Source organism: Alteromonas sp. DY56-G5 (assembly GCF_041414725.1).
Classification (GTDB): Bacteria; Pseudomonadota; Gammaproteobacteria; order Enterobacterales; family Alteromonadaceae; genus Alteromonas; species Alteromonas macleodii.
This window is the reverse complement of sequence record NZ_JANHZQ010000063.1, coordinates 1-17,673: the sequence shown is the minus strand read 5'-3', so window position 1 is coordinate 17,673 and position 17,673 is coordinate 1. Positions and strand designations below refer to the sequence as shown.

Genomic DNA, 17,673 nt, shown 5'->3' with positions numbered 1-17,673 from the left:
TTTTTCGCGTTTTCATATACACTCCAGTTGAGATGATTATCTCTTAACTGGGTGTGTGAATCTATTGAACCACGTCATAATCGGTCTAAACTGTTATTAGTCGTACTTAACACACACTTTGCAACATTCTTATAAATGCATACATTGCAAAGTGGAAAATCATAAGCAAATACTCTTGCCCGCCTAGCGGTGCAGACAATAATCTAATTTTTTAACACGTATTCAAGGAAGAGCCATGTTAGAGCAGCAACAATACCACCTTATTAGAGAACATATGCAGCCTGGTGACATCATCGCATTTGGCGGCAATAGCTTATTTTCTCGTTGGACCAAACTCACTACACGCTCTGCGGTAACGCATGTGGCAATAGTTATGCAAACGAAGATGCGCGATGAAGATTCTAATCGATATTTTAATCAAGTCATGGAAGCAACATCGTATAAAGGAAAGCGAGGGGTAATGACCAATAGACTAAGCGAGCGAGTAGCATCTTATGACGGTGATATTTGGTGGCTGCCCTTGTCTAGCGCGTCAAGAAGTATCTTTGAGCAAAATAAGCGAGACTTCTTTAACTTCATGTTTGAACAAGACGGAAAACCTTACGACGTGCTACAGCTATTCGGCTCAGCAGTGGACGCGATTGATGAACATCCCCTGTTCGGCAGCATAAGCTACAATCAAGAAGACTTTAATAGCTGGTTCTGTTCAGAGTTAATTGCTGAGGGGTTGGAGACTGCAGGTGTTGTAAGTGGCGTAAATGCATCGGAAGTCACGCCAGTGGACATCTGCCGGTTTAACATTTTCAAAAAGCGTTATGTACAGCTTAAAGGAAAAGGAAGGGTAATTGGAGGGTTCAATTCACTCAAGGCAGATAATTGGGGCCAGATTGCCTAACCCCATTAATTAAAAGCACATCTACCCCAATATGGGGTAAGGTGTGTTTTAGAAAATACTGTCTTGGTGAATCTTAATAAACATGCTCGTCCCAATTTTAGAGTAATCGATTTTATACTCTTTCCCATTTAGGGTTTGTACGAACAATAATGTTTTTTCGTCGCCAAACACATCGCTAGTAGTTACATCTACTAGTTCCATGTCCATCATCTTGGCATCGCGCTTGTTTTCAGGCACTTTGCCTTCGTACTGCTTAATACCTTTATAAGTAACAAGAATTGGCGGATGTTCATCACCATTGATCACCAATAGATCTAATTTTCTTATTTTATGAATGATGGTATTTCGACCACTTGTAATGAAGGGTTTTTCAGTCATTCTCATCTCCGCGACCGCTCACCTGCTTTATAGTTATTAACAAAGAATGTAAGTGATTGAGTTTATCACGATGTTAACAATCAGCACATAAGCATTTGGTTGATATATGTGTGCAAAGTATAAACATAAATTACACAAAATGAGCAATAAATCGCTAATTTTTGCGTGTAGTGTGTGTTTTTACAAATTGCTCGTCGGTTAAACTGCGCAAAAATGCAACCAACGCCGCCTTTTCATCTTCAGAAATCGCAAAGCCTTTTATGAACGGACTGCGGTAAGGGTTAGGGCTTTCAGCCAGATTTCCCCCACGAGCATAAAACTCAATGACTTCATCAAGGGTGGCAATACTGCCATCATGCATGTAGGGCGCAGTAAGGGCTATATTGCGCAAAGTAGGAGCTCTAAACTTCCCCATGTCTTGTTTATTGTGAGTAACGCTGTAAAGCCCCATGTCCGATTCCGGATAACTGCCCTTCCCATCTTCGTTATACAGGCCAGTGTTGTGGAAAGGCTGAGCCGCAAAAGGTTGAAAACTATGCTTAGACGATTGAGTGAAGTTCAGACCTCCGTGGCAGTGAAAGCACTCAGTGCGCTCTGAAAAAAACAGATTCAAACCTTCAAGCTGCTGGGCGGTTAGTGCATCGTCATCTTGAGCGTAAGCGTAGTTATCGAAAGCACTATTAAACGACACTAAACTTCTCACGTAGCTAGCAAGCGCCTTTACGATATTATTTAAATTGGGTGTATCATCACCATAAGCCGCTTCAAACAGCGCTCGATATTCGCTGCCCTCAAAGCGCTTTAATATACGCTTTTCATTTCCCGTAACGCCCATTTCCACAGGATGTTCATTAAAAAGCGGGATCATCAGCTGCTTTTCTATACTTTCTAAATTGTTATGCGCCCAAGTGAAGGATGCATTATAAGCCACGTTTACTAGCGCTAATGCGTTACGGTTTAGCACGTCTCCATTCGCGCCTACTGAAACCGTCTTAGGTTCAGAGAAAGCATGCTCTGGTTCATGGCAGCTGCTGCATGAAACCGTGTTGTTAGCACTTAAGCCCTTATAAAAGAAAAGCTTCTCTCCCAAAATTACGCTTTCTTCGGTCACAGGGTTGCCTGCGGGAACAGGAGGCGGTGGAATATTGTGAGGCAAATTCCAAATGTAAGGCGTGGGCGATTTACTGCACGCGCCTAAAATCATTGCAACAAAAGCGATAATTGCCGCCTTGAAAGCGAGCAGAGCTCGCATTCTAGTGCAAATTAAAAGTGCCGCTACTGCCACTTAATCCAAGGCCTGTGCACTAAATTCTGAATAAGCTTTTTACAGGGCTCAGTTTCAGGAGACTCGAACATACAACTTGGCGCTTCGTTTATATCAACTTGCGCGACAATGTTAGACACTGATACTTCCAAATCTAAATCAGTATCAAGCTGGGTCATCGGCAGAATAAACTCCACCCGGTTTGTGAAAGCACACGATTTTTCAGGCGGCCTGACTGCTGATTCAGAATCGCAACCCACGCTACCTAAATGATAAGACCATTTGCGTGTTTCCTCTGAGCCTTTAGACACATCCAGTCGCAAAAACTTATGACCGTTTTGCCAGCTCCAAAACATTGTACTGTCATTCAATGGCGAAGGCTGTGTAAGCGGGTTAGCGTGATTATCGTCGAAGGGAAGACCCATAGTGAAGCGCAAGTTTGTGGACAGCTTTAAAAGCTCTTCCGATACATCTAATACAATTTTGCTATTGGCATCATCAGGGTTGTTGCACTTATTGTGAAACTTTAGCAATGCTATATTCGGCGTCTGCCATTGGGTTTGTTTAAACTTAACTCGCTGCCACTTACCATCAATGCGCACTTCTGGCTTGCTAAGGTAAAAACCGAAGTAATCTATATTCCATCGCTGTTGTCCAATACTCATGATCATTGGACATGCCCCCGTATCGACTCCCACCAACTTAAACGGGATTTCACCAGGCTCTCTTCCTTTGAGGTTAATGACATCACAGCCGGTTAACGACACGAGCGCCGCAAAGAGTAACGAAGGCATGAAACTCATGCGAAAAGGCATTTTCATTTACGTATGTACTTCCTTTGGATATCTGGTAGTTTTTTATACAAACTACCTTTTTCTAATTACACACTTGCGCGGACGACAAGATGAATGCATTCCCATTAACGCTAATAGTGGTGCTTTTAGCATTTGTGAGTCAAGGTGCACAAGCACACACCGACCATGACAAAGCGCGTTTTGTTGCCGAAGACGGCGTGGACGCGGGCAAGTGTGACAACCGTTTCAGGCCCTGTAAAACGTTAAGCTATGCCGTGCGACAGGCCAATGAAGGCGACAAAATTTTTGTTGCTGAAGGCCAATATTATTTCGACAACGCTCAGCATGCACAAGTTCTAAACGACAGTCTTTTACCCGTATTAGGAGGCTTTTCTCGTGAAGATCATTACCAGGCACAGAAGCCTGCCTTGCACAAAACTACACTAGTTAATGTGCCTACCTATTTATCAGAAGCCCTTTATGAAAAAGGGTTCGATAGTATAACTGACGGAAAAGCCGCGTCTTCCTTTCAAGCACAGGCATCATCGCACATGGTCCTTAGTACCGAAGTCAGTGCAAATGAAGCTTGCACAGATGGCACGGCTGCCGACTTCCCATGCAGCAATATCGATCTACTCTCTAACGTACCTGTTAACGTATTGTCGTCGGTATCAAATAGTACCAACGATATTTGGGGGCACGTCGATTTAAACAACCGTAGAGAATATGCCATTGTTGGCATGCAGGCCAGCATTGCCGTTGTAGATGTAACCGAGCCAACAGCACCGGTAGTAGTAGGTGAAATTACCGGTCAAAGTACGACATGGCGCGACATTAAAGTCTATCAGTATTTCGATAGCGCTGCGGGGCGTTTTAAAGCGTATGCCTATGCCAGTGCCGATAGCGTAACAGAAGGTTTTACCATCATTGACCTTAACGACCTCCCTAATGGTATTAGCTTAACGAAGCGGATTAACGACGATAACCGTGCACACAATATCTACATCTCTAACGTAGATTACACGCTAAACACACCGTTAAATGACGCTGCGCCTCAGCTGCATTTGGTTGGTCAGGATAGTAACGGCGGAGCCTTTCGTTCATATACGCTAACGTCACCTCAAACACCAACCGCGTCTTACATACCTAGCGGTCTCACACGTGCCGACTATACGCATGATGCGTCATCTATGCGCGTTACCGACGCAAGAGCGCAAACTGACTGTGTGAATGCTACGGCTGATGGATGTACGGTTATGCTTGACTTCAATGAAGATGCAATGCGCCTTTGGGATCACACGAACACAAATAGTACCTCTGAACTAAGTAGTATTAGTTATAACGAGGTTGCCTACACCCATAGCGGCTGGTTTAGTGAAGACAAGCAATATGCCTTTGTTCACGATGAGTTGGACGAGCGAAACTTCAGCTTAAATACCCGGGTTATGATTTTTGATATTTCATCACTTACAACACCTGTGCTCGCCAGCATTTGGACCAGTGACAACGGCACTATCGATCACAACGGCTACGTAAGAGGTAACCGCTACTATATGTCTAACTATGAGCGTGGCTTAACGGTACTAGACATTTCAGATCCTACCGCGCCTGTAGAAGCTGGCTTTTTCGACACCTACCCAGCTTTTAACAGCACCAACTTTAATGGTGCCTGGGGCGTATACCCGTTTCTACCTAGCGGTAATATTTTGGTTAGTGATATTCAGCGCGGTTTGTTTGTATTAAAAGACAATACGTTAAGCGCAACAACAGTTGCGGCCTTCTCTCAGGCTAATTATGAAACGGATGCTGATACAGCCTTAAGCCTTCCTGTTAATAAGACAGGTACCGGGGCTATGACAGTTGCGTATGAAGTAATAGCGGGTTCAGCCACCAGCAGCGATGTAATGTTAGCGTCTGGAGAACTCAGTTGGGGTGCGGATGAATCACAGACTAAAAACATCACGTTAAGCATCGATGCTAATGAAAATACTGAAAGCAATGAGGTATTTTTCGTCAGACTATTTAACCCGCAAGGAGGAGGCATCACCTCTGGTAGCGGTTATGCTCGAGTCACCATTAACGGTACTGCACAGCAAGGAAAAATTGAATTAAGCACTGGCGAACGCACTATTTTAGAGACTGACTCTGAACTTGCGTTAAACATTGTTCGCCAAGGCGGAAGTGAAGGCGAAGTAAGTGTGAACTATTCACTGGAAAGCGGTACAGCAGTGAGCGATGAAGACTTTGTCAGCCAAAGGGGCACGCTAACTTGGAGCGACGGCGAAACTAATTCGAAGACCGTCAATATTGCGCTTATTAACGATAGTATCGAAGAAGACAACGAACAATTTCGTTTAGTGCTTGCTGCACAAGACACCAATCTTCTAGGTGGTGTGGTAGAAACGCTGATTACGATAAAAGATGATGAGAGCAATCAAGCCCCTGTGGTAAACGCAGGAACAGATGTTGAAACCGATGTAAGAGCCAGCGTTGAATTAACGGGAAGCGCCCAAGACCCCGAAGGCGCGTTAACAAGCGTAGAATGGACGCAAACCGCCGGCGACACGGTTACCATCAGAAATGCAGATACATTAACCATGTCTTTTACCGCCCCATCATCTCAAAGCAATTTAACCTTTTCGTTAACTGCAACGGATGAGTTTGGAGTTAGCGCCAGCGACACCGTTACTGTTACCGTAAACGAAAGTGTAGTGAGCTTGCCAACGGATACTAATTCAAATAGCTCTGGTGGAGGCGGTTCTACGACTCTGTTTAGCATATTAGGCTTGGCATTAGCTCTTGGGTGGCGACGTGTAAAATTACCAAACAAGGCACATAAACTACAGCTTAGTGAACAAAAATAAAGCAAACAAATCACAAAGCCACCAGCGAGGCGTGACAAGGCAAATAAAACTGCTTATACTTGCGCTCGCTTGTGGTTGTTATGCATAGCAATTTGCAATAAAAAACTGCACAGCACATCTCAAAATGGCCCCATAGCTCAGTTGGTTAGAGCATCCGACTCATAATCGGCAGGTCCCCTGTTCAAGTCAGGGTGGGGCCACCATTTCTCCTACTCTTCGACGATAGTTACTACTAACCTGATAAGGTTGGTGCTACCTCTGTGCTACTTATTACTTTAGCACGCAAGATAAGATAAAGAACCCAGATATTTTGAATCAATCCTTTTTAAGAGCTGTGCATCAGTTCATGGGTGACATCGCTAGTTTTTAGTGAAAGCTTTCTTTTATTACTGTTTTAAACCTCCCCTAAACTAGCTGCATACCTTTCAGAGTTGTCCATCGTAAGGTGAGTTACGAAAGAGAGCTCCAACTAAACGATTATTCCAATATCTGCATCTATCAAGCGAACTCACAACTAAGCAGACACTTACCTCTTTCCATAAAAGCTCAAAACATAGTTTTTGAATGAAATTGAGTGTTAGTATGAAGTCATGTTAAGAAGCTATTGTCGTCTGAATAAAAATTAAAATACAGAGTAATTAATGAAGTTAGAAGAACTCAAAAATGAAAAAATGTATGCCACTCGCCAAGATAAGCAACGCCGTGGTTACGAGTTTGAAAAATATTTGTTCAACCAATTTGAAAAAGAAGAACTCTTCGTAAAAAAGCCATTTAAGGGACGCGGTGAGCAGATTGACGGTGGTATATTTTTTGAGGGGTCATGGTACCTTGTGGAAGCTAAGTGGCATAGTAAAGAGCTTCCCGTATCTGAAGTGTATTCATTCAAGTGCAAAGTGGATGGCAAGCTAACAGGGACGAAAGGTGTGTTCATATCATGGTCTGGATATTCCAATGAATGTGCTGATGCATTGAGCATGGGAAAAGAACTGAATGTTATTTTATGCGACTCTTCTGATGTTGAAGCTGCAGAGAAAGTAGGCTGGAGCGAAGTGCTTCGTCATAAGCTAATGTTTGCCTCTCTATATGGTGAGGTTTATGCTCCTGAGCGATTACTTGAAGCTATCCAAACTAGTAGTAGTGAGCCCCCTAAAGTTCAATTCTTCGTTGAAGGCGAATCAGATGCCCTATTTTTTTCTACTTTAGCAGGACGCCTTGGGCTCAACTCCAATGTTTCGTTTTTGCAATGCGGTGGGAAAATGAGCGCTATGAAATTAGCAACTCAATTGCCTCCACTAAAAGATACTAAGCGAGTTTTGATAATCGATTCAGACGGCAATCCAAATATTGAAGAACAAGTCGGTAAACTTGACTTAGTTGATGCTTCTATCGTTATAGATAGCGAGCTCGAATCACTTCTATTTCCTGACTCTGATACTCCACGACAGGACCTCAAAATGATAGCTAAAATTCTTAGAGAAAATCCCACCAAGCTAATGCTCGATCTAATTGACCAAGTCATAGAAGAAAATCCACAGGAGATTATAGACAAGCTTAAACAAGTCCTCCTCAAAAAAGACAGCTAACTAAATGTTTAAGAGTGATTCTCAACGCGTGGGATTTTTACTATGCATTGTATAAGGCTTCAAGATAGTGTGCGGCCCCTTAGGAACTATTTTGTTCACGTGTTAATACGGCGATAGATGTTTTTTATAAGACTGTTTATGGTGGATAATGATGATAGAAGAATTTTTAAAGCGGATTGAAGAGGTTGGGTTTACTGTTACGAAAAGCCCTGAAAATCAACTTCTCATAGGGTTGGATTGCTGCCCACAATGGAGAATCTTTCTATATGACATCGATGATGAAAAACTGTTTCCGGTTTTTTATTATCGTCAGAAGCGCATCGAGGAAGTTACTGACTTACATGCAATTGTCCCAACAGTTCTTACTGCTATTACAAAATCTAGAGGGATAAGCTCATTTCGATTTCTAGGTGAGCATAATGATTTCAGTGGAATCGAAGACGAATTATATGGAATGTATTGGTTCCCAGCACAGCCGCTTAATGAACGCATTAGGAAAAATAGCAAACGAGACTTTGAGAGCTTTTTCCGTATTTTAATGGAACTATATATGTTCCATATGTATCAAGGAAATATTCTAGGTGCTGTCGGTTATTGTCCGGACGATTTCTCTTTCGACTCTCCTGAACTCAATATATGGAAAAATAAAATAAGAGGCTTTATTGGTGAGGATGAGTCATATGTCGCTAACTTTCGCATGAATCCTGATTGGTTGTTTTTTCGAAGCTTTTCGTCCGAGTTCTCAATATTTAAAAGTACACATATAGCAGGGTTACTTAAACAACTGGCTATCAACAATGATAATTCAGAGATCATCAACGGAGTAGTGTCAAATGTAGAAGTTATTAATGAAATACGTACGACCATCCCATTTAAAGATGAGAAGTACGCGAAAAATCTTGTTGCAGCGTTAGGTGATACATCGAAGATAGAGGTAATTTCGCAAGAAAATCAGCTTGTGTTTATTAGCGACCATCATGTCGTAATTAAATATAGCAACTGCGGATTGGAGTCCGTTTCTGAAGAAAAAGAGTTAATTAGACTGCGCCAGCTTAAAGAGATTTCATTACTGTTTGGTGACCAAAAATTTGAGTGGAATATTATCGACCGGCAAGCCAGTGGAGAATTTGAGGATTTAGTTTTAGAACTTCTAAATCGTGAACCTTGGGTCTTTTCTGTTAGGAAAGTTGCTCCTACCAATCAAGGTGATAATGGTCGAGATTTGATTTGTGAATACAACATGCTCCATAATGAAAATCGTGTTTCCAGAGGCACTGAATCTGTCCAACTAGGTAAAATGATCGTTCAGTGTAAAACAAACTTAAAACATTCTAAAAAATCTTCAATTAGTAAGTCAGACGTTGATATGGCAAATACAATTTTTGACTATCGTCCAGATGGTTACATGTTAGTTGTGAACACGCAAATTACGCGTGATTTGACAGAAATGTTGGAGCGCCAAAGGGATAGAAAAGAGCAGAATACGATCGTTTGGTGGAACGCTTTCGATGTAGAAGATAGATTGCGTAAGAATCCTGATATTCTTGCCCGATACCGACATCTAGTTAATTACGCGTAGCCCAATATTAGAACCTGTTTAAGAGCGACTAAGTAAGCGATTTACCCGATTGTTCACCTCGACTGTATCGTGGTGAAAATACGCCAAGATAAGCGCATCATTAACAAATCTATCTTCCTGGCCTTGGGCATTAACACCGAAGGTCACAAAGAACTGATGGGCATGTGGATAGCCGAGAATGAAGGTGCTAAGTTCTGGTTAAACGTTCTAACCGAACTTCAGCAGCGCGGCGTAGAAGACATTCTCATCGCCTGTGTGGACGGTCTCAAAGGCTTCCCATATGCAATTAATGCTGTGTTCCCACAAACGCATATTCAACTCTGTATCGTACACATGGTGCGTAACTCACTTAAATACGTGTCATGGAAAGACTACAAAGCTGTCACAGCAGATTTAAAGCGCGTGTACCGCTCAGCAACAGAAGACGAAGCTCTGCTTGAACTAGAACGGTTTGCTGAAACATGGGACGGCCAGTACCCACAAATCGCTAAATCATGGCGGACGCACTGGCATAATCTCAACACCTTGTTCAATTACCCAGAGGACATCCGCAGGGCAATTTACACCACCAACGCCATTGAATCACTGAACAGTGTTATCCGTAAAGCCATCAAGAAACGGAAAATCTTCCCCAGCGATGATTCAGCAAGAAAAATGGTGTACTTAGCAATAAAAGATGCCAGTAAGAAATGGTCGATGCCGATTCAAAACTGGCGTCAGGCGATGAGTCGTTTTATTATCGAGTTCGAGGAACGCCTCGAAAAGCATATTAACTAATGGCAGTTACACAGAATCTGTTACAGTCTCACAAAAATCTGTCTAGTAAAGTCTGGTCGATTCACATCCCATTTTGCTTTATCCTAAAATCATTTAGCTCTTCATGATATAGACGGTAGAAGTGTAGGTCTACTGAATTCCAACTTATGTACCCGGTAAGATATATAGATGTTTTTGCACCTTCACCTTTAGCAGTTACTTCTTCTACTCCTTCTAGAGCAATGACGCAGTTTTCTAGTAAAATAAATTGTTCACGAGAGGTTTCAAAGCCATAATTTCCAACTGTAGATGGGGTCACTAAGAAGCATATGCTTGCCTTCTTTTGTTTATGAATCTTCATTATTTTGTTGTAATCATCTTTAAAAGATTCTATAAACTCATTCAATTCTTCATGAGAACTACAAACAATAATCCGTTTCACATCGCTAGTAGAGCAAGCCAGTAAGTCCAAGTAGTCCTTATTACTTATCTTAAGAGCTGACCTTATATCTGTCAGTCGGTTAACAACATTTATAGTACTCTGGTTAAACAATACTTTAAGCTCTTGGTAACTGGTTCTCACCCTTACTCTTCGCCTTTTTAACAAGAGTTCTCTCTCTCTTATCTTTTCAAGACTTCTAAAGCTTGATACTTGACTAGGTAGCCCTTCACCTCTTTTATAAAAAGTTTTACTAAGGAACTTAATTAGAACGGGACTTTTTTCGCTCTTTGTACAAGCATCAGTTAAGCAATCAACGTATTCTTTTTGACTAGTTATCTCATCGATAATGTTAATTTGATGATCTTCTGAATCAGTCGCTTCCGAAATTGATATATTATCATTTCTATTTTGGCACACTGAAATTTGATACCAATTTAGCCTATATGGTAACTCGATAATAAAACCTACTAAACTAAATGTGATAGAACTACCCGACATTAGTATATAGATCTGCTTTGCTCTTACTTCTCTTTGAACTTTTTCCACACCTCTTTTTTCTTTTATCTTTCTCCGCCATATAGCAAAACCAATGAAACGATTAAACGTCGCAGTTTTTTCCTTTCCATTTACAATGTTTTCACGATCACTTTCACCATACAACGTTGATTCGACTAAGCCTGTATATATAAAACCCTTAGGTCTTGCTCTAGCTAACGAAAAAACAATAATTATGATAGTTGCGAAAATAACAGCGTCAGTGAAGAAGCTTGAAGAAACGCCATCAACAAGATCATAATAGGCTGGCGTCATAATTCCCCAGAAATTAATTTCTTTGGGATACAACTCTGTGTTATTTTCCGCATTTTCGATTACTTCTCCGAAATTTAAATTTTCATAAGGCGAAGCAGTACTTTTAAGGCGGCTAGCAATACCCCTTAATTCTGAATTAACAGTGTCTCTATTTTTGTTGATCACAAGGTCAACACCTAAAGCAAACTTTCTAATTGAATTTTCTTTGGAGATTAACTCCCCCTTACACACTATTGTGCGCACAACTAATAGTTGTGAGCCTATATCAGCATAAGGTGTCGTCATGTCGCATTCACCTACGTCATGGGAATTCGGGTCATCGTGAATAAGACGAAACCAAGGTCTATCTTTCGGATCATACAAGACTTGATCAGGTTTACTAAACTTGGTTCCAGGAAATGATATTCGTCCACCGATACTGACGCCCAAGAATACAGCTCTAACCCTCAAATTTGGGTCTGACTCATTAACATAGTTTGTAGCTAATAACGTTCCATCACTTTTCCGTGTGAAAGACTTAGGTGCAAAGATTGAAGTTAAGGCTTCATTTGTTGAATTGTATGGCTCGTTACTGCTCAATTTTTCACGAATTATTTTATCAAACTGTTTGAAAAGGTAACAATTTGGAATGAATCGCCACCATTTATTTTTAAGAAGATCAAAATTATCAGCTTCCGTATGAGGTATCCGGTGGTTTGAGATTATGGAATAGTCTAAAGTAGCAAGAGAACTGTTTGCGTCTGCATTACGATTTAGCATCCCTATCGTGTCCGTTTCCCCAGTAAGCCCTTGAGGAAGAACTGAAGAGTTGCTTTCAAATATTGAGCTACATGCATTCATCAGTTCAGGATGATTTTCATAAGCGGCTTCTATTGTTGCGATTCTTTGTTCTGTTGAAAGCGAATATTTCTCCGCTAAAGCTTTCTCTATGGCTTTCGCTTGAATTTCATTGACTCTCTGCATATCCCTGTTGAGCCTTTGGACTATTTTCTTTGCTTCCTCAGTGACTTCTTCAACGAAAATTTCGGTATCTGATGGAATACTTTTGTTAGAACTAGTAAACCAATTTAGTAAATCTTCATAATTTTTTACTGCTACAGGATCTAATACATCTATTGTCGTTTCTGCAACGCGTTGATTCTCTGCATGCTCAAGGTAGATCGCGCTTTTAATGGCATAGAAGTAGCAGGCTGTACCAAATAATAGGATTATCAATAATGAGGAGAGAAATTCCAAGAATTTAAATCGAGCACTTCGAGCAAGAAAGTCAAAGTAGAGTAATATTGATGTCATCTATCACTGCTCCGTCATTTTCCCTAATGAGGCACTGAAATAGTTAAGCTAAATCATTGATGCTTTATACCGACAAGTTCAATCTTAAGCTAGTTACAGCAACCAAAAATCGATCAGTGCAAGATGTTAATATCATGTTAAAAATATCAGACGTAATAGAAATTTTCAATCTTTTTCATTAGAAAGGTGCTAGCAAGGCCTATATTTTTGCCTAGCTTAGGACTTTTCGTTACAAGTCGGTAACTAACCTTTTAATACTCAAATAATGTCGAATGTTGGACCAGACCTGAGCAATTCCGAGTTTCATAGCGTTTCTAGTCCTCGTAGTAACACCTGCTCTACCTGATAACAGATTCGCCAGAGTGAATAGCTAGTCGTGAATCATATTTCGTCAAGCTATTAAAGCGGGTCTTGAATAAAACTAACTGACATTTTATAACACGAAACAGATCATCTACTTTACCGCGATAATTTTTCAAATCATCCATTACTTTGGCCAATTTTGCAGGGCTCATGAGGAGCTATCCCGATCATGGTGCTTTTCGCATATACTCCTACATGAACTCTTATGCCGAAGCTCGATTCATTACCTTTGTTATTCTGTTACATTTCCGGGTCACGCATATCATTAATAACCTTAAGGAATGCTCTAACTATGAGCGTCGAAGTCTTGTCTGTTTGCGGGCTACGTTGTTCCAGCAACGTTTTTCAGACAGAACAGTAACAGGGTTATGAGGGAATAAAGTTCTGCCGTCTGAGGATTTATACTCAGCCCTAGCGAAGTTAAAAAGCGCTCTAAGCGTTCTCATAGCTAAGTCGGCCTGTGCAGGACTGCGCTTAGTCAGTTCGTAGTGCCGACGATAGATGCGGGTTTCTGTAAGGTCAGCCAAACGCTTCTTTGCCCAATCATCAAAGTAACAATCCATCACCTGCTCGTAGCCACGTAATGTCGTTTCTTTAAGCTTTCTGGAGAGCTTATAGCTTTCGTATACTGTTTCTAACGTAACAGAGGCGGCCCTGAAGTGACGTTTACTATCGTTAGGGTTCATACCATCGGCGATGTCCGCCATGGCCTTCCTAGCTTGTTTTCGAGCCTGCTCTACGGCATTGGATGGAAAAGAGCCGATAGTGACCGACAATGGCTTCTGTGTGCCAGGAAGCTTTTTGTATACCCGAAAGGTTTTCTTATTTGATGGAAGAACATCAATGATGAGACCTGGCATTTGAGAGTCGTAATATCGAGCCCGTTTATCCGAACCTGATAGTTTCTCGATGGCCTGTTCTGTAAATCTAAACTTTGTTGCCGACATGCTGTGCTACCTCTGTGCTACTTTGAGCGCAAAATCTAGTGCGCTGAATTGCTTAAAAAATTAAGCAACAGAGATAACAAAACCTCAATAACCTACTGATTTATATGAAACAACAAGTAATTAACAGGTAAATAAAGTAACTATCGGTAAACGCTCGGTTTGAGTCTCATAATCGGCAGGTCCCCTGTTCAAGTCAGGGTGGGGCCACCATTTTTTCCAGACTTCATCATGGCTACCAAAGCCACTTGTAGACACTTCAATAATGTAAAGCTTGTCGTAAGAATGACTCTTTTTCATCAGCGAGCAACCGAAGCTGGTTATCAATTTTTAAGAGCCCATCTGATAAAAAACTATTGCTCATTTTTATCTCATTGAAAACTCATTACAGGTTGAGTTGAGCATCTTGCCTTCCTAGCACCCGCATTATTTCAATATAATCACCATGAATGCGATAGTAGATACCATCAACTCCACAAACTGCTCGACGATAGCCTAGTCTGATATCATCAACAGCAGGTGCAATGTAAGGCTGATTTGCTAACTGCTCAAAGCGTTCTAAAAGTTTATAATAATATGCGTCAGCTTGCGCTTCGCCAAATTCATCAAGACCACGAAACCAAATACGCTTTAAATCAGACTCAGCCGCTGCACTGAGTTTATAGTTTCCCATTATTTCGTGCTTCTTCTTTAAAGCTAGCTAGCATTTCACTCGGTGACCTTTCAACAAAACCGCTTTGCTCTGCTTCAATTAACTTCAAACGAATAGCTTCAATCTCGGCTGCTCGTACTTGCTCTTTTCTGATCAAATCTCGCAATAATTCACTGTCACTAGCATAATTACCAGTTGCTAGTTGAGCTTGCATCCATTGTTCTTGTTGATCCGTTACTGTGATACTTTTCTTTACCATTGCCATAATTTACCTCCAATAGATGAAATTCAGTAAGGATAAAATCCTACTTTATACTACTACAGTCAAGTTTAGTTCAGAACTGGTAAGAATCAATTCGAGTTTCATCATACAATCCTTATTTGGTAACTAAAGCAGCAATTTGGTGGTCAGATAAAAATAGATCTATTGTTAAAGGACAACGAGGGGGCACTCGTATGTACCACGCCAACATTCAGGCTGTAGAAAATCATGTTAAGCATAAATTTACTCGCGAGACGCTTACTACCCTGATGCAATCGCTGCCCGCTCATTAATTGGGCAATAAAATGGGAGAATAATGATGTTTGCCAGATTAAAAAACGGCCAGACAACAAAGTACAACTCCAGCCTGTCTGAGTTCGTTCGCAACGCCGACTCGTCTAAAAAGAAAAAGGTATATAGCCGTGTTATTGATAGAGCTGTAGAATCTCAGAATTCAATAGTGAAGCAGGCTGAGCTACTACAAACTCGCTGATATTCGAGGGAGTCAGAAACTCCCTCTATTGTTTTATCTCTTTTATGCTATTAAAGCTGCCCCCTGTTCAAGTCAGGGTGGGGCCACCATTTTTTCTAGAGTTACCAATCACCACTCGCTTATATCATCACGTTATCAGTTTTCTCAAACTTAAAAAAAGCGTCTTTATTAAAACTGTAACACCAAATCTGTAGCCTAACTGCACTGTCTCTTTACCCATAGTTTGGTTCCCCTTAGATGAAGCACACCATGTCACGCCATACGTTTTATTCGCTGACGGTAACCTTCACCATTTTGTCTATTCTCGGCCAACTCTCTACCAGTATTTATAGCCCCTTCTTTTTTGATTTGGCTGCTATATACGACAGCTATGTGGGAATAATTGAAAAAAGCGTGGCCGTCTTTCTTATCGCGTTCTCACTTTCTCAGTTAGTGTCTGGTGTCGCCTGCGACTACCTAAACAAACAAAAGTTTCTACTGTACGGAGTCTTAGTATTCATCGCCGGTACGCTTATGGTGGCACTTGCCACCGAAGAAAATACCTTTCTTGTAGGAAGAGTCATTCAAGGCTTAGGCGGTGGGGTTGGCGTTTCAGTATCGCGCGGACTGTCACGTCAGATATTTAGCAAAAAGCAGCTGAATGTTTCACTTTCATTTATCAACATTGCATTCGCTATCGCGCCAGCAATAGCGCCACTAGTAGGTACGCTAATTGGCGAGTCCTTCGGCGTTTTATCTATCTTTTATTTTGTACTAGTAATGGGAGTATTCGCCTTACTTTTACTGCTTTCAGTTTCCACCACCCTCAAACAGTATATGCCGACAACCTCAGAGAACGTCTTTAGCGATACTTTAGCGCTTATTAAAAGCACAATGATGAAAATCGTCTCAGTGGGTATGGCCAGCGGACTACTTTATGGCATTGTGTTTAGCTTCATTACCATCTCGCCGTCAATGATAATGCAGCAATTCGGACTCACCAAAACTGTGTTCTCGATATATTCGCTTCTAGCCACGCTGTCTTTTGTGGTGGGAAGCATAATCAATATTCGGCTAGCCTCTGTTTCACCATTGTTTAAATTCAAGTATTCAAGCTTGTTTATCGCTGTGCTTTCAGTGCTTTTTTGGTTACTTATTTCCCCCTTCGCAATAAAAGGGTTAATGGGTATTTTGACTTATTGCTATATCACCTTCTTTTTTATTGGCATCGCAATGCCCTGCAGCGTAACTATCATGCTTGGCTACTCTGATAAATCCGCAGGTTTTTTAGCGGCGCTAACCGGCTTTTTTCACCTAACAGGGGCAGCAATAGGCGCTTACGCGGTGACCTTAATTACCCTAGAACCTATCATTTCTTTTTGTTTGTCCTCTTGCGGCTTAAGCGTTGCAAGTATCCTCATCTGTACAACACTGAAGAGGAATTAACTAAGCTCTTGTACGGCAATGCCGTTGTATTGATAAAACGTACATCATTTAAGGTGTTGAATAGTGAAAATCGAGTCGTGTTGCCCATTTGATTTCTAAAATCCATCCCCATAATGATGAGGCTCCCGAAGTGGTTGGGAGTAATTATTGTTAAAAGGATATTAGAAACAATGAAACGTACTATTCTCGCCAGTATCTTTGGCGCGCTTTCTTTAAATGCTTTCGCAGCTTCGCCTTCATATGACTTCGTTAAAGCTGGATACGTACAAGCAGATATTGAAGACGCAGGCGACTTCGAGCCTACCGGTTTTCAAATTCAAGGCTTCAAATCACTTAACGAAAATGTATACCTGACAGGTCGTTATGGTCAGTTGAGTGAAGACAAATATGGTGTTGACGGTGAACTTGACTATATCTCTGCAGGGGTTGGTTACCGCTATGGTTTAACTACAACAACTGACTTTTTTGGTGAGTTGACGTATGAGTATGTAGATATTGATCTAGATTCAAGCTTCGCTTCTGCTGAAGCTGACGACAATGGCTATGGCATTACTGCCGGTATTCGTTCAATGCTGTCAGAGCAATTTGAGCTTCGCGGTGCTATCCGCTATATCGACATTGAAGACGACGAAACAGCTTTTGAAATTGGCGCAGACTATTTCTTTACATCACAATTCTCTTTCGGCGCAACTTACGTTATAGCTGATGATGTTGACCTACTAGGCGTATCTGCACGTTACACCTTCTAACCCCTTTGAAGGGTTAACGTACTTGCAACAAAGCCACGTTACACAACGTGGCAGACTGTTGAAAAAGCCCTAGACGAAAGTCTGGGGCTTTGATCTAATAGGCATAGTGAAATTCGGAGTGTTCACC

The 17,673-nt window shown here is 41.3% G+C and carries 15 protein-coding genes, 1 tRNA gene and 1 pseudogene; 9 read left to right on the top strand and 8 right to left on the bottom strand.

The genetic code is table 11. The features are described 5' to 3' along the window. The first annotated feature begins 235 nt into the window (after positions 1 to 235). Positions 236 to 895, top strand: coding sequence for a hypothetical protein (locus NO989_RS20085; protein ID WP_014975806.1), 660 nt, complete (start codon positions 236 to 238; stop codon positions 893 to 895). Between the two features lie 48 nt (positions 896 to 943). Here the strand turns inward: NO989_RS20085 and NO989_RS20080 are convergent, their stop codons facing one another. The 3 genes from NO989_RS20080 to NO989_RS20070 form a co-directional block, all read right to left on the bottom strand. Beyond that, positions 944 to 1,273: a hypothetical protein gene (locus NO989_RS20080; protein ID WP_014948463.1), complete on the bottom strand. Its 330-nt coding sequence runs from the start codon at positions 1,271 to 1,273 to the stop codon at positions 944 to 946. 154 nt (positions 1,274 to 1,427) lie between these two features. Then, complete coding sequence (locus tag NO989_RS20075; RefSeq protein ID WP_371343089.1) at positions 1,428 to 2,477, bottom strand: MbnH family di-heme enzyme; 1,050 nt, start codon at positions 2,475 to 2,477, stop codon at positions 1,428 to 1,430. 71 nt (positions 2,478 to 2,548) lie between these two features. After that, entirely contained in the window at positions 2,549 to 3,358 is an 810-nt protein-coding gene (locus tag NO989_RS20070; RefSeq protein ID WP_287133929.1) for an MbnP family copper-binding protein, read from the bottom strand. Positions 3,359 to 3,441: 83 nt separating this feature from the next. Between NO989_RS20070 and NO989_RS20065 the strand changes: the two genes are divergently transcribed. The 5 genes and pseudogenes from NO989_RS20065 to NO989_RS20045 all read left to right on the top strand — a co-directional run. Then, a complete protein-coding gene (locus NO989_RS20065; protein ID WP_371343088.1) occupies positions 3,442 to 6,195 on the top strand; it encodes a choice-of-anchor B family protein in 2,754 nt (917 codons plus the stop codon). Positions 6,196 to 6,321: 126 nt separating this feature from the next. Continuing rightward, positions 6,322 to 6,398, top strand: a tRNA-Ile gene (locus tag NO989_RS20060). A 438-nt stretch (positions 6,399 to 6,836) separates the two neighbouring features. Then, entirely contained in the window at positions 6,837 to 7,778 is a 942-nt protein-coding gene (locus tag NO989_RS20055; RefSeq protein ID WP_371343087.1) for a restriction endonuclease, read from the top strand. A 148-nt stretch (positions 7,779 to 7,926) separates the two neighbouring features. Beyond that, complete coding sequence (locus NO989_RS20050) at positions 7,927 to 9,357, top strand: hypothetical protein (RefSeq protein WP_371343086.1); 1,431 nt, start codon at positions 7,927 to 7,929, stop codon at positions 9,355 to 9,357. A 36-nt stretch (positions 9,358 to 9,393) separates the two neighbouring features. Then, positions 9,394 to 10,134 (top strand): annotated as a pseudogene (locus NO989_RS20045) (IS256 family transposase); the annotation flags it as partial. Between the two features lie 61 nt (positions 10,135 to 10,195). Here the strand turns inward: NO989_RS20045 and NO989_RS20040 are convergent. The 5 genes from NO989_RS20040 to NO989_RS20020 form a co-directional block, all read right to left on the bottom strand. Further along, entirely contained in the window at positions 10,196 to 12,658 is a 2,463-nt protein-coding gene (locus NO989_RS20040; RefSeq protein WP_371343085.1) for a hypothetical protein, read from the bottom strand. Positions 12,659 to 13,311: 653 nt separating this feature from the next. Then, a complete protein-coding gene (locus tag NO989_RS20035; protein WP_371343084.1) occupies positions 13,312 to 13,968 on the bottom strand; it encodes an integrase arm-type DNA-binding domain-containing protein in 657 nt (218 codons plus the stop codon). A gap of 120 nt (positions 13,969 to 14,088) precedes the next feature. Further along, on the bottom strand, positions 14,089 to 14,265 hold the full coding sequence (locus tag NO989_RS20030) for a hypothetical protein (RefSeq protein WP_371343083.1): 177 nt from the start codon (positions 14,263 to 14,265) through the stop codon (positions 14,089 to 14,091). An 85-nt stretch (positions 14,266 to 14,350) separates the two neighbouring features. Continuing rightward, a complete protein-coding gene (locus NO989_RS20025) occupies positions 14,351 to 14,638 on the bottom strand; it encodes a type II toxin-antitoxin system RelE/ParE family toxin (protein ID WP_171337925.1) in 288 nt (95 codons plus the stop codon). After that, positions 14,625 to 14,882, bottom strand: coding sequence for a type II toxin-antitoxin system ParD family antitoxin (locus tag NO989_RS20020; protein WP_061484850.1), 258 nt, complete (start codon positions 14,880 to 14,882; stop codon positions 14,625 to 14,627). The genes NO989_RS20025 and NO989_RS20020 overlap by 14 nt, the downstream gene beginning before the upstream one ends. A gap of 313 nt (positions 14,883 to 15,195) precedes the next feature. Between NO989_RS20020 and NO989_RS20015 the strand changes: the two genes are divergently transcribed. The 3 genes from NO989_RS20015 to NO989_RS20005 all read left to right on the top strand — a co-directional run bounded on the left by NO989_RS20015 (position 15,196) and on the right by NO989_RS20005 (position 17,546). Further along, positions 15,196 to 15,372 carry a hypothetical protein gene (locus tag NO989_RS20015; RefSeq protein WP_371343082.1) on the top strand — a complete coding sequence of 59 codons (177 nt, stop codon included), beginning with the start codon at positions 15,196 to 15,198 and terminating at the stop codon, positions 15,370 to 15,372. Positions 15,373 to 15,621: 249 nt separating this feature from the next. Next, positions 15,622 to 16,797, top strand: coding sequence for an MFS transporter (locus tag NO989_RS20010; RefSeq protein ID WP_371343081.1), 1,176 nt, complete (start codon positions 15,622 to 15,624; stop codon positions 16,795 to 16,797). A gap of 170 nt (positions 16,798 to 16,967) precedes the next feature. Continuing rightward, entirely contained in the window at positions 16,968 to 17,546 is a 579-nt protein-coding gene (locus tag NO989_RS20005) for an outer membrane beta-barrel protein (RefSeq protein ID WP_171337923.1), read from the top strand. The last annotated feature ends 127 nt before the right edge of the window (positions 17,547 to 17,673 follow it).

Coding starts and splice junctions, on each gene's coding strand:
- NO989_RS20085 (WP_014975806.1), top strand. CDS start 236: ATGTTAGAGCAGCAACAATACCACCTTATTAGAGAACATATGCAGCCT.
- NO989_RS20080 (WP_014948463.1), bottom strand. CDS start 1,273: ATGACTGAAAAACCCTTCATTACAAGTGGTCGAAATACCATCATTCAT.
- NO989_RS20075 (WP_371343089.1), bottom strand. CDS start 2,477: ATGATTTTAGGCGCGTGCAGTAAATCGCCCACGCCTTACATTTGGAAT.
- NO989_RS20070 (WP_287133929.1), bottom strand. CDS start 3,358: ATGAAAATGCCTTTTCGCATGAGTTTCATGCCTTCGTTACTCTTTGCG.
- NO989_RS20065 (WP_371343088.1), top strand. CDS start 3,442: ATGAATGCATTCCCATTAACGCTAATAGTGGTGCTTTTAGCATTTGTG.
- NO989_RS20055 (WP_371343087.1), top strand. CDS start 6,837: ATGAAGTTAGAAGAACTCAAAAATGAAAAAATGTATGCCACTCGCCAA.
- NO989_RS20050 (WP_371343086.1), top strand. CDS start 7,927: ATGATGATAGAAGAATTTTTAAAGCGGATTGAAGAGGTTGGGTTTACT.
- NO989_RS20040 (WP_371343085.1), bottom strand. CDS start 12,658: ATGACATCAATATTACTCTACTTTGACTTTCTTGCTCGAAGTGCTCGA.
- NO989_RS20035 (WP_371343084.1), bottom strand. CDS start 13,968: ATGTCGGCAACAAAGTTTAGATTTACAGAACAGGCCATCGAGAAACTA.
- NO989_RS20030 (WP_371343083.1), bottom strand. CDS start 14,265: ATGAAAAAGAGTCATTCTTACGACAAGCTTTACATTATTGAAGTGTCT.
- NO989_RS20025 (WP_171337925.1), bottom strand. CDS start 14,638: ATGGGAAACTATAAACTCAGTGCAGCGGCTGAGTCTGATTTAAAGCGT.
- NO989_RS20020 (WP_061484850.1), bottom strand. CDS start 14,882: ATGGCAATGGTAAAGAAAAGTATCACAGTAACGGATCAACAAGAACAA.
- NO989_RS20015 (WP_371343082.1), top strand. CDS start 15,196: ATGATGTTTGCCAGATTAAAAAACGGCCAGACAACAAAGTACAACTCC.
- NO989_RS20010 (WP_371343081.1), top strand. CDS start 15,622: ATGTCACGCCATACGTTTTATTCGCTGACGGTAACCTTCACCATTTTG.
- NO989_RS20005 (WP_171337923.1), top strand. CDS start 16,968: ATGAAACGTACTATTCTCGCCAGTATCTTTGGCGCGCTTTCTTTAAAT.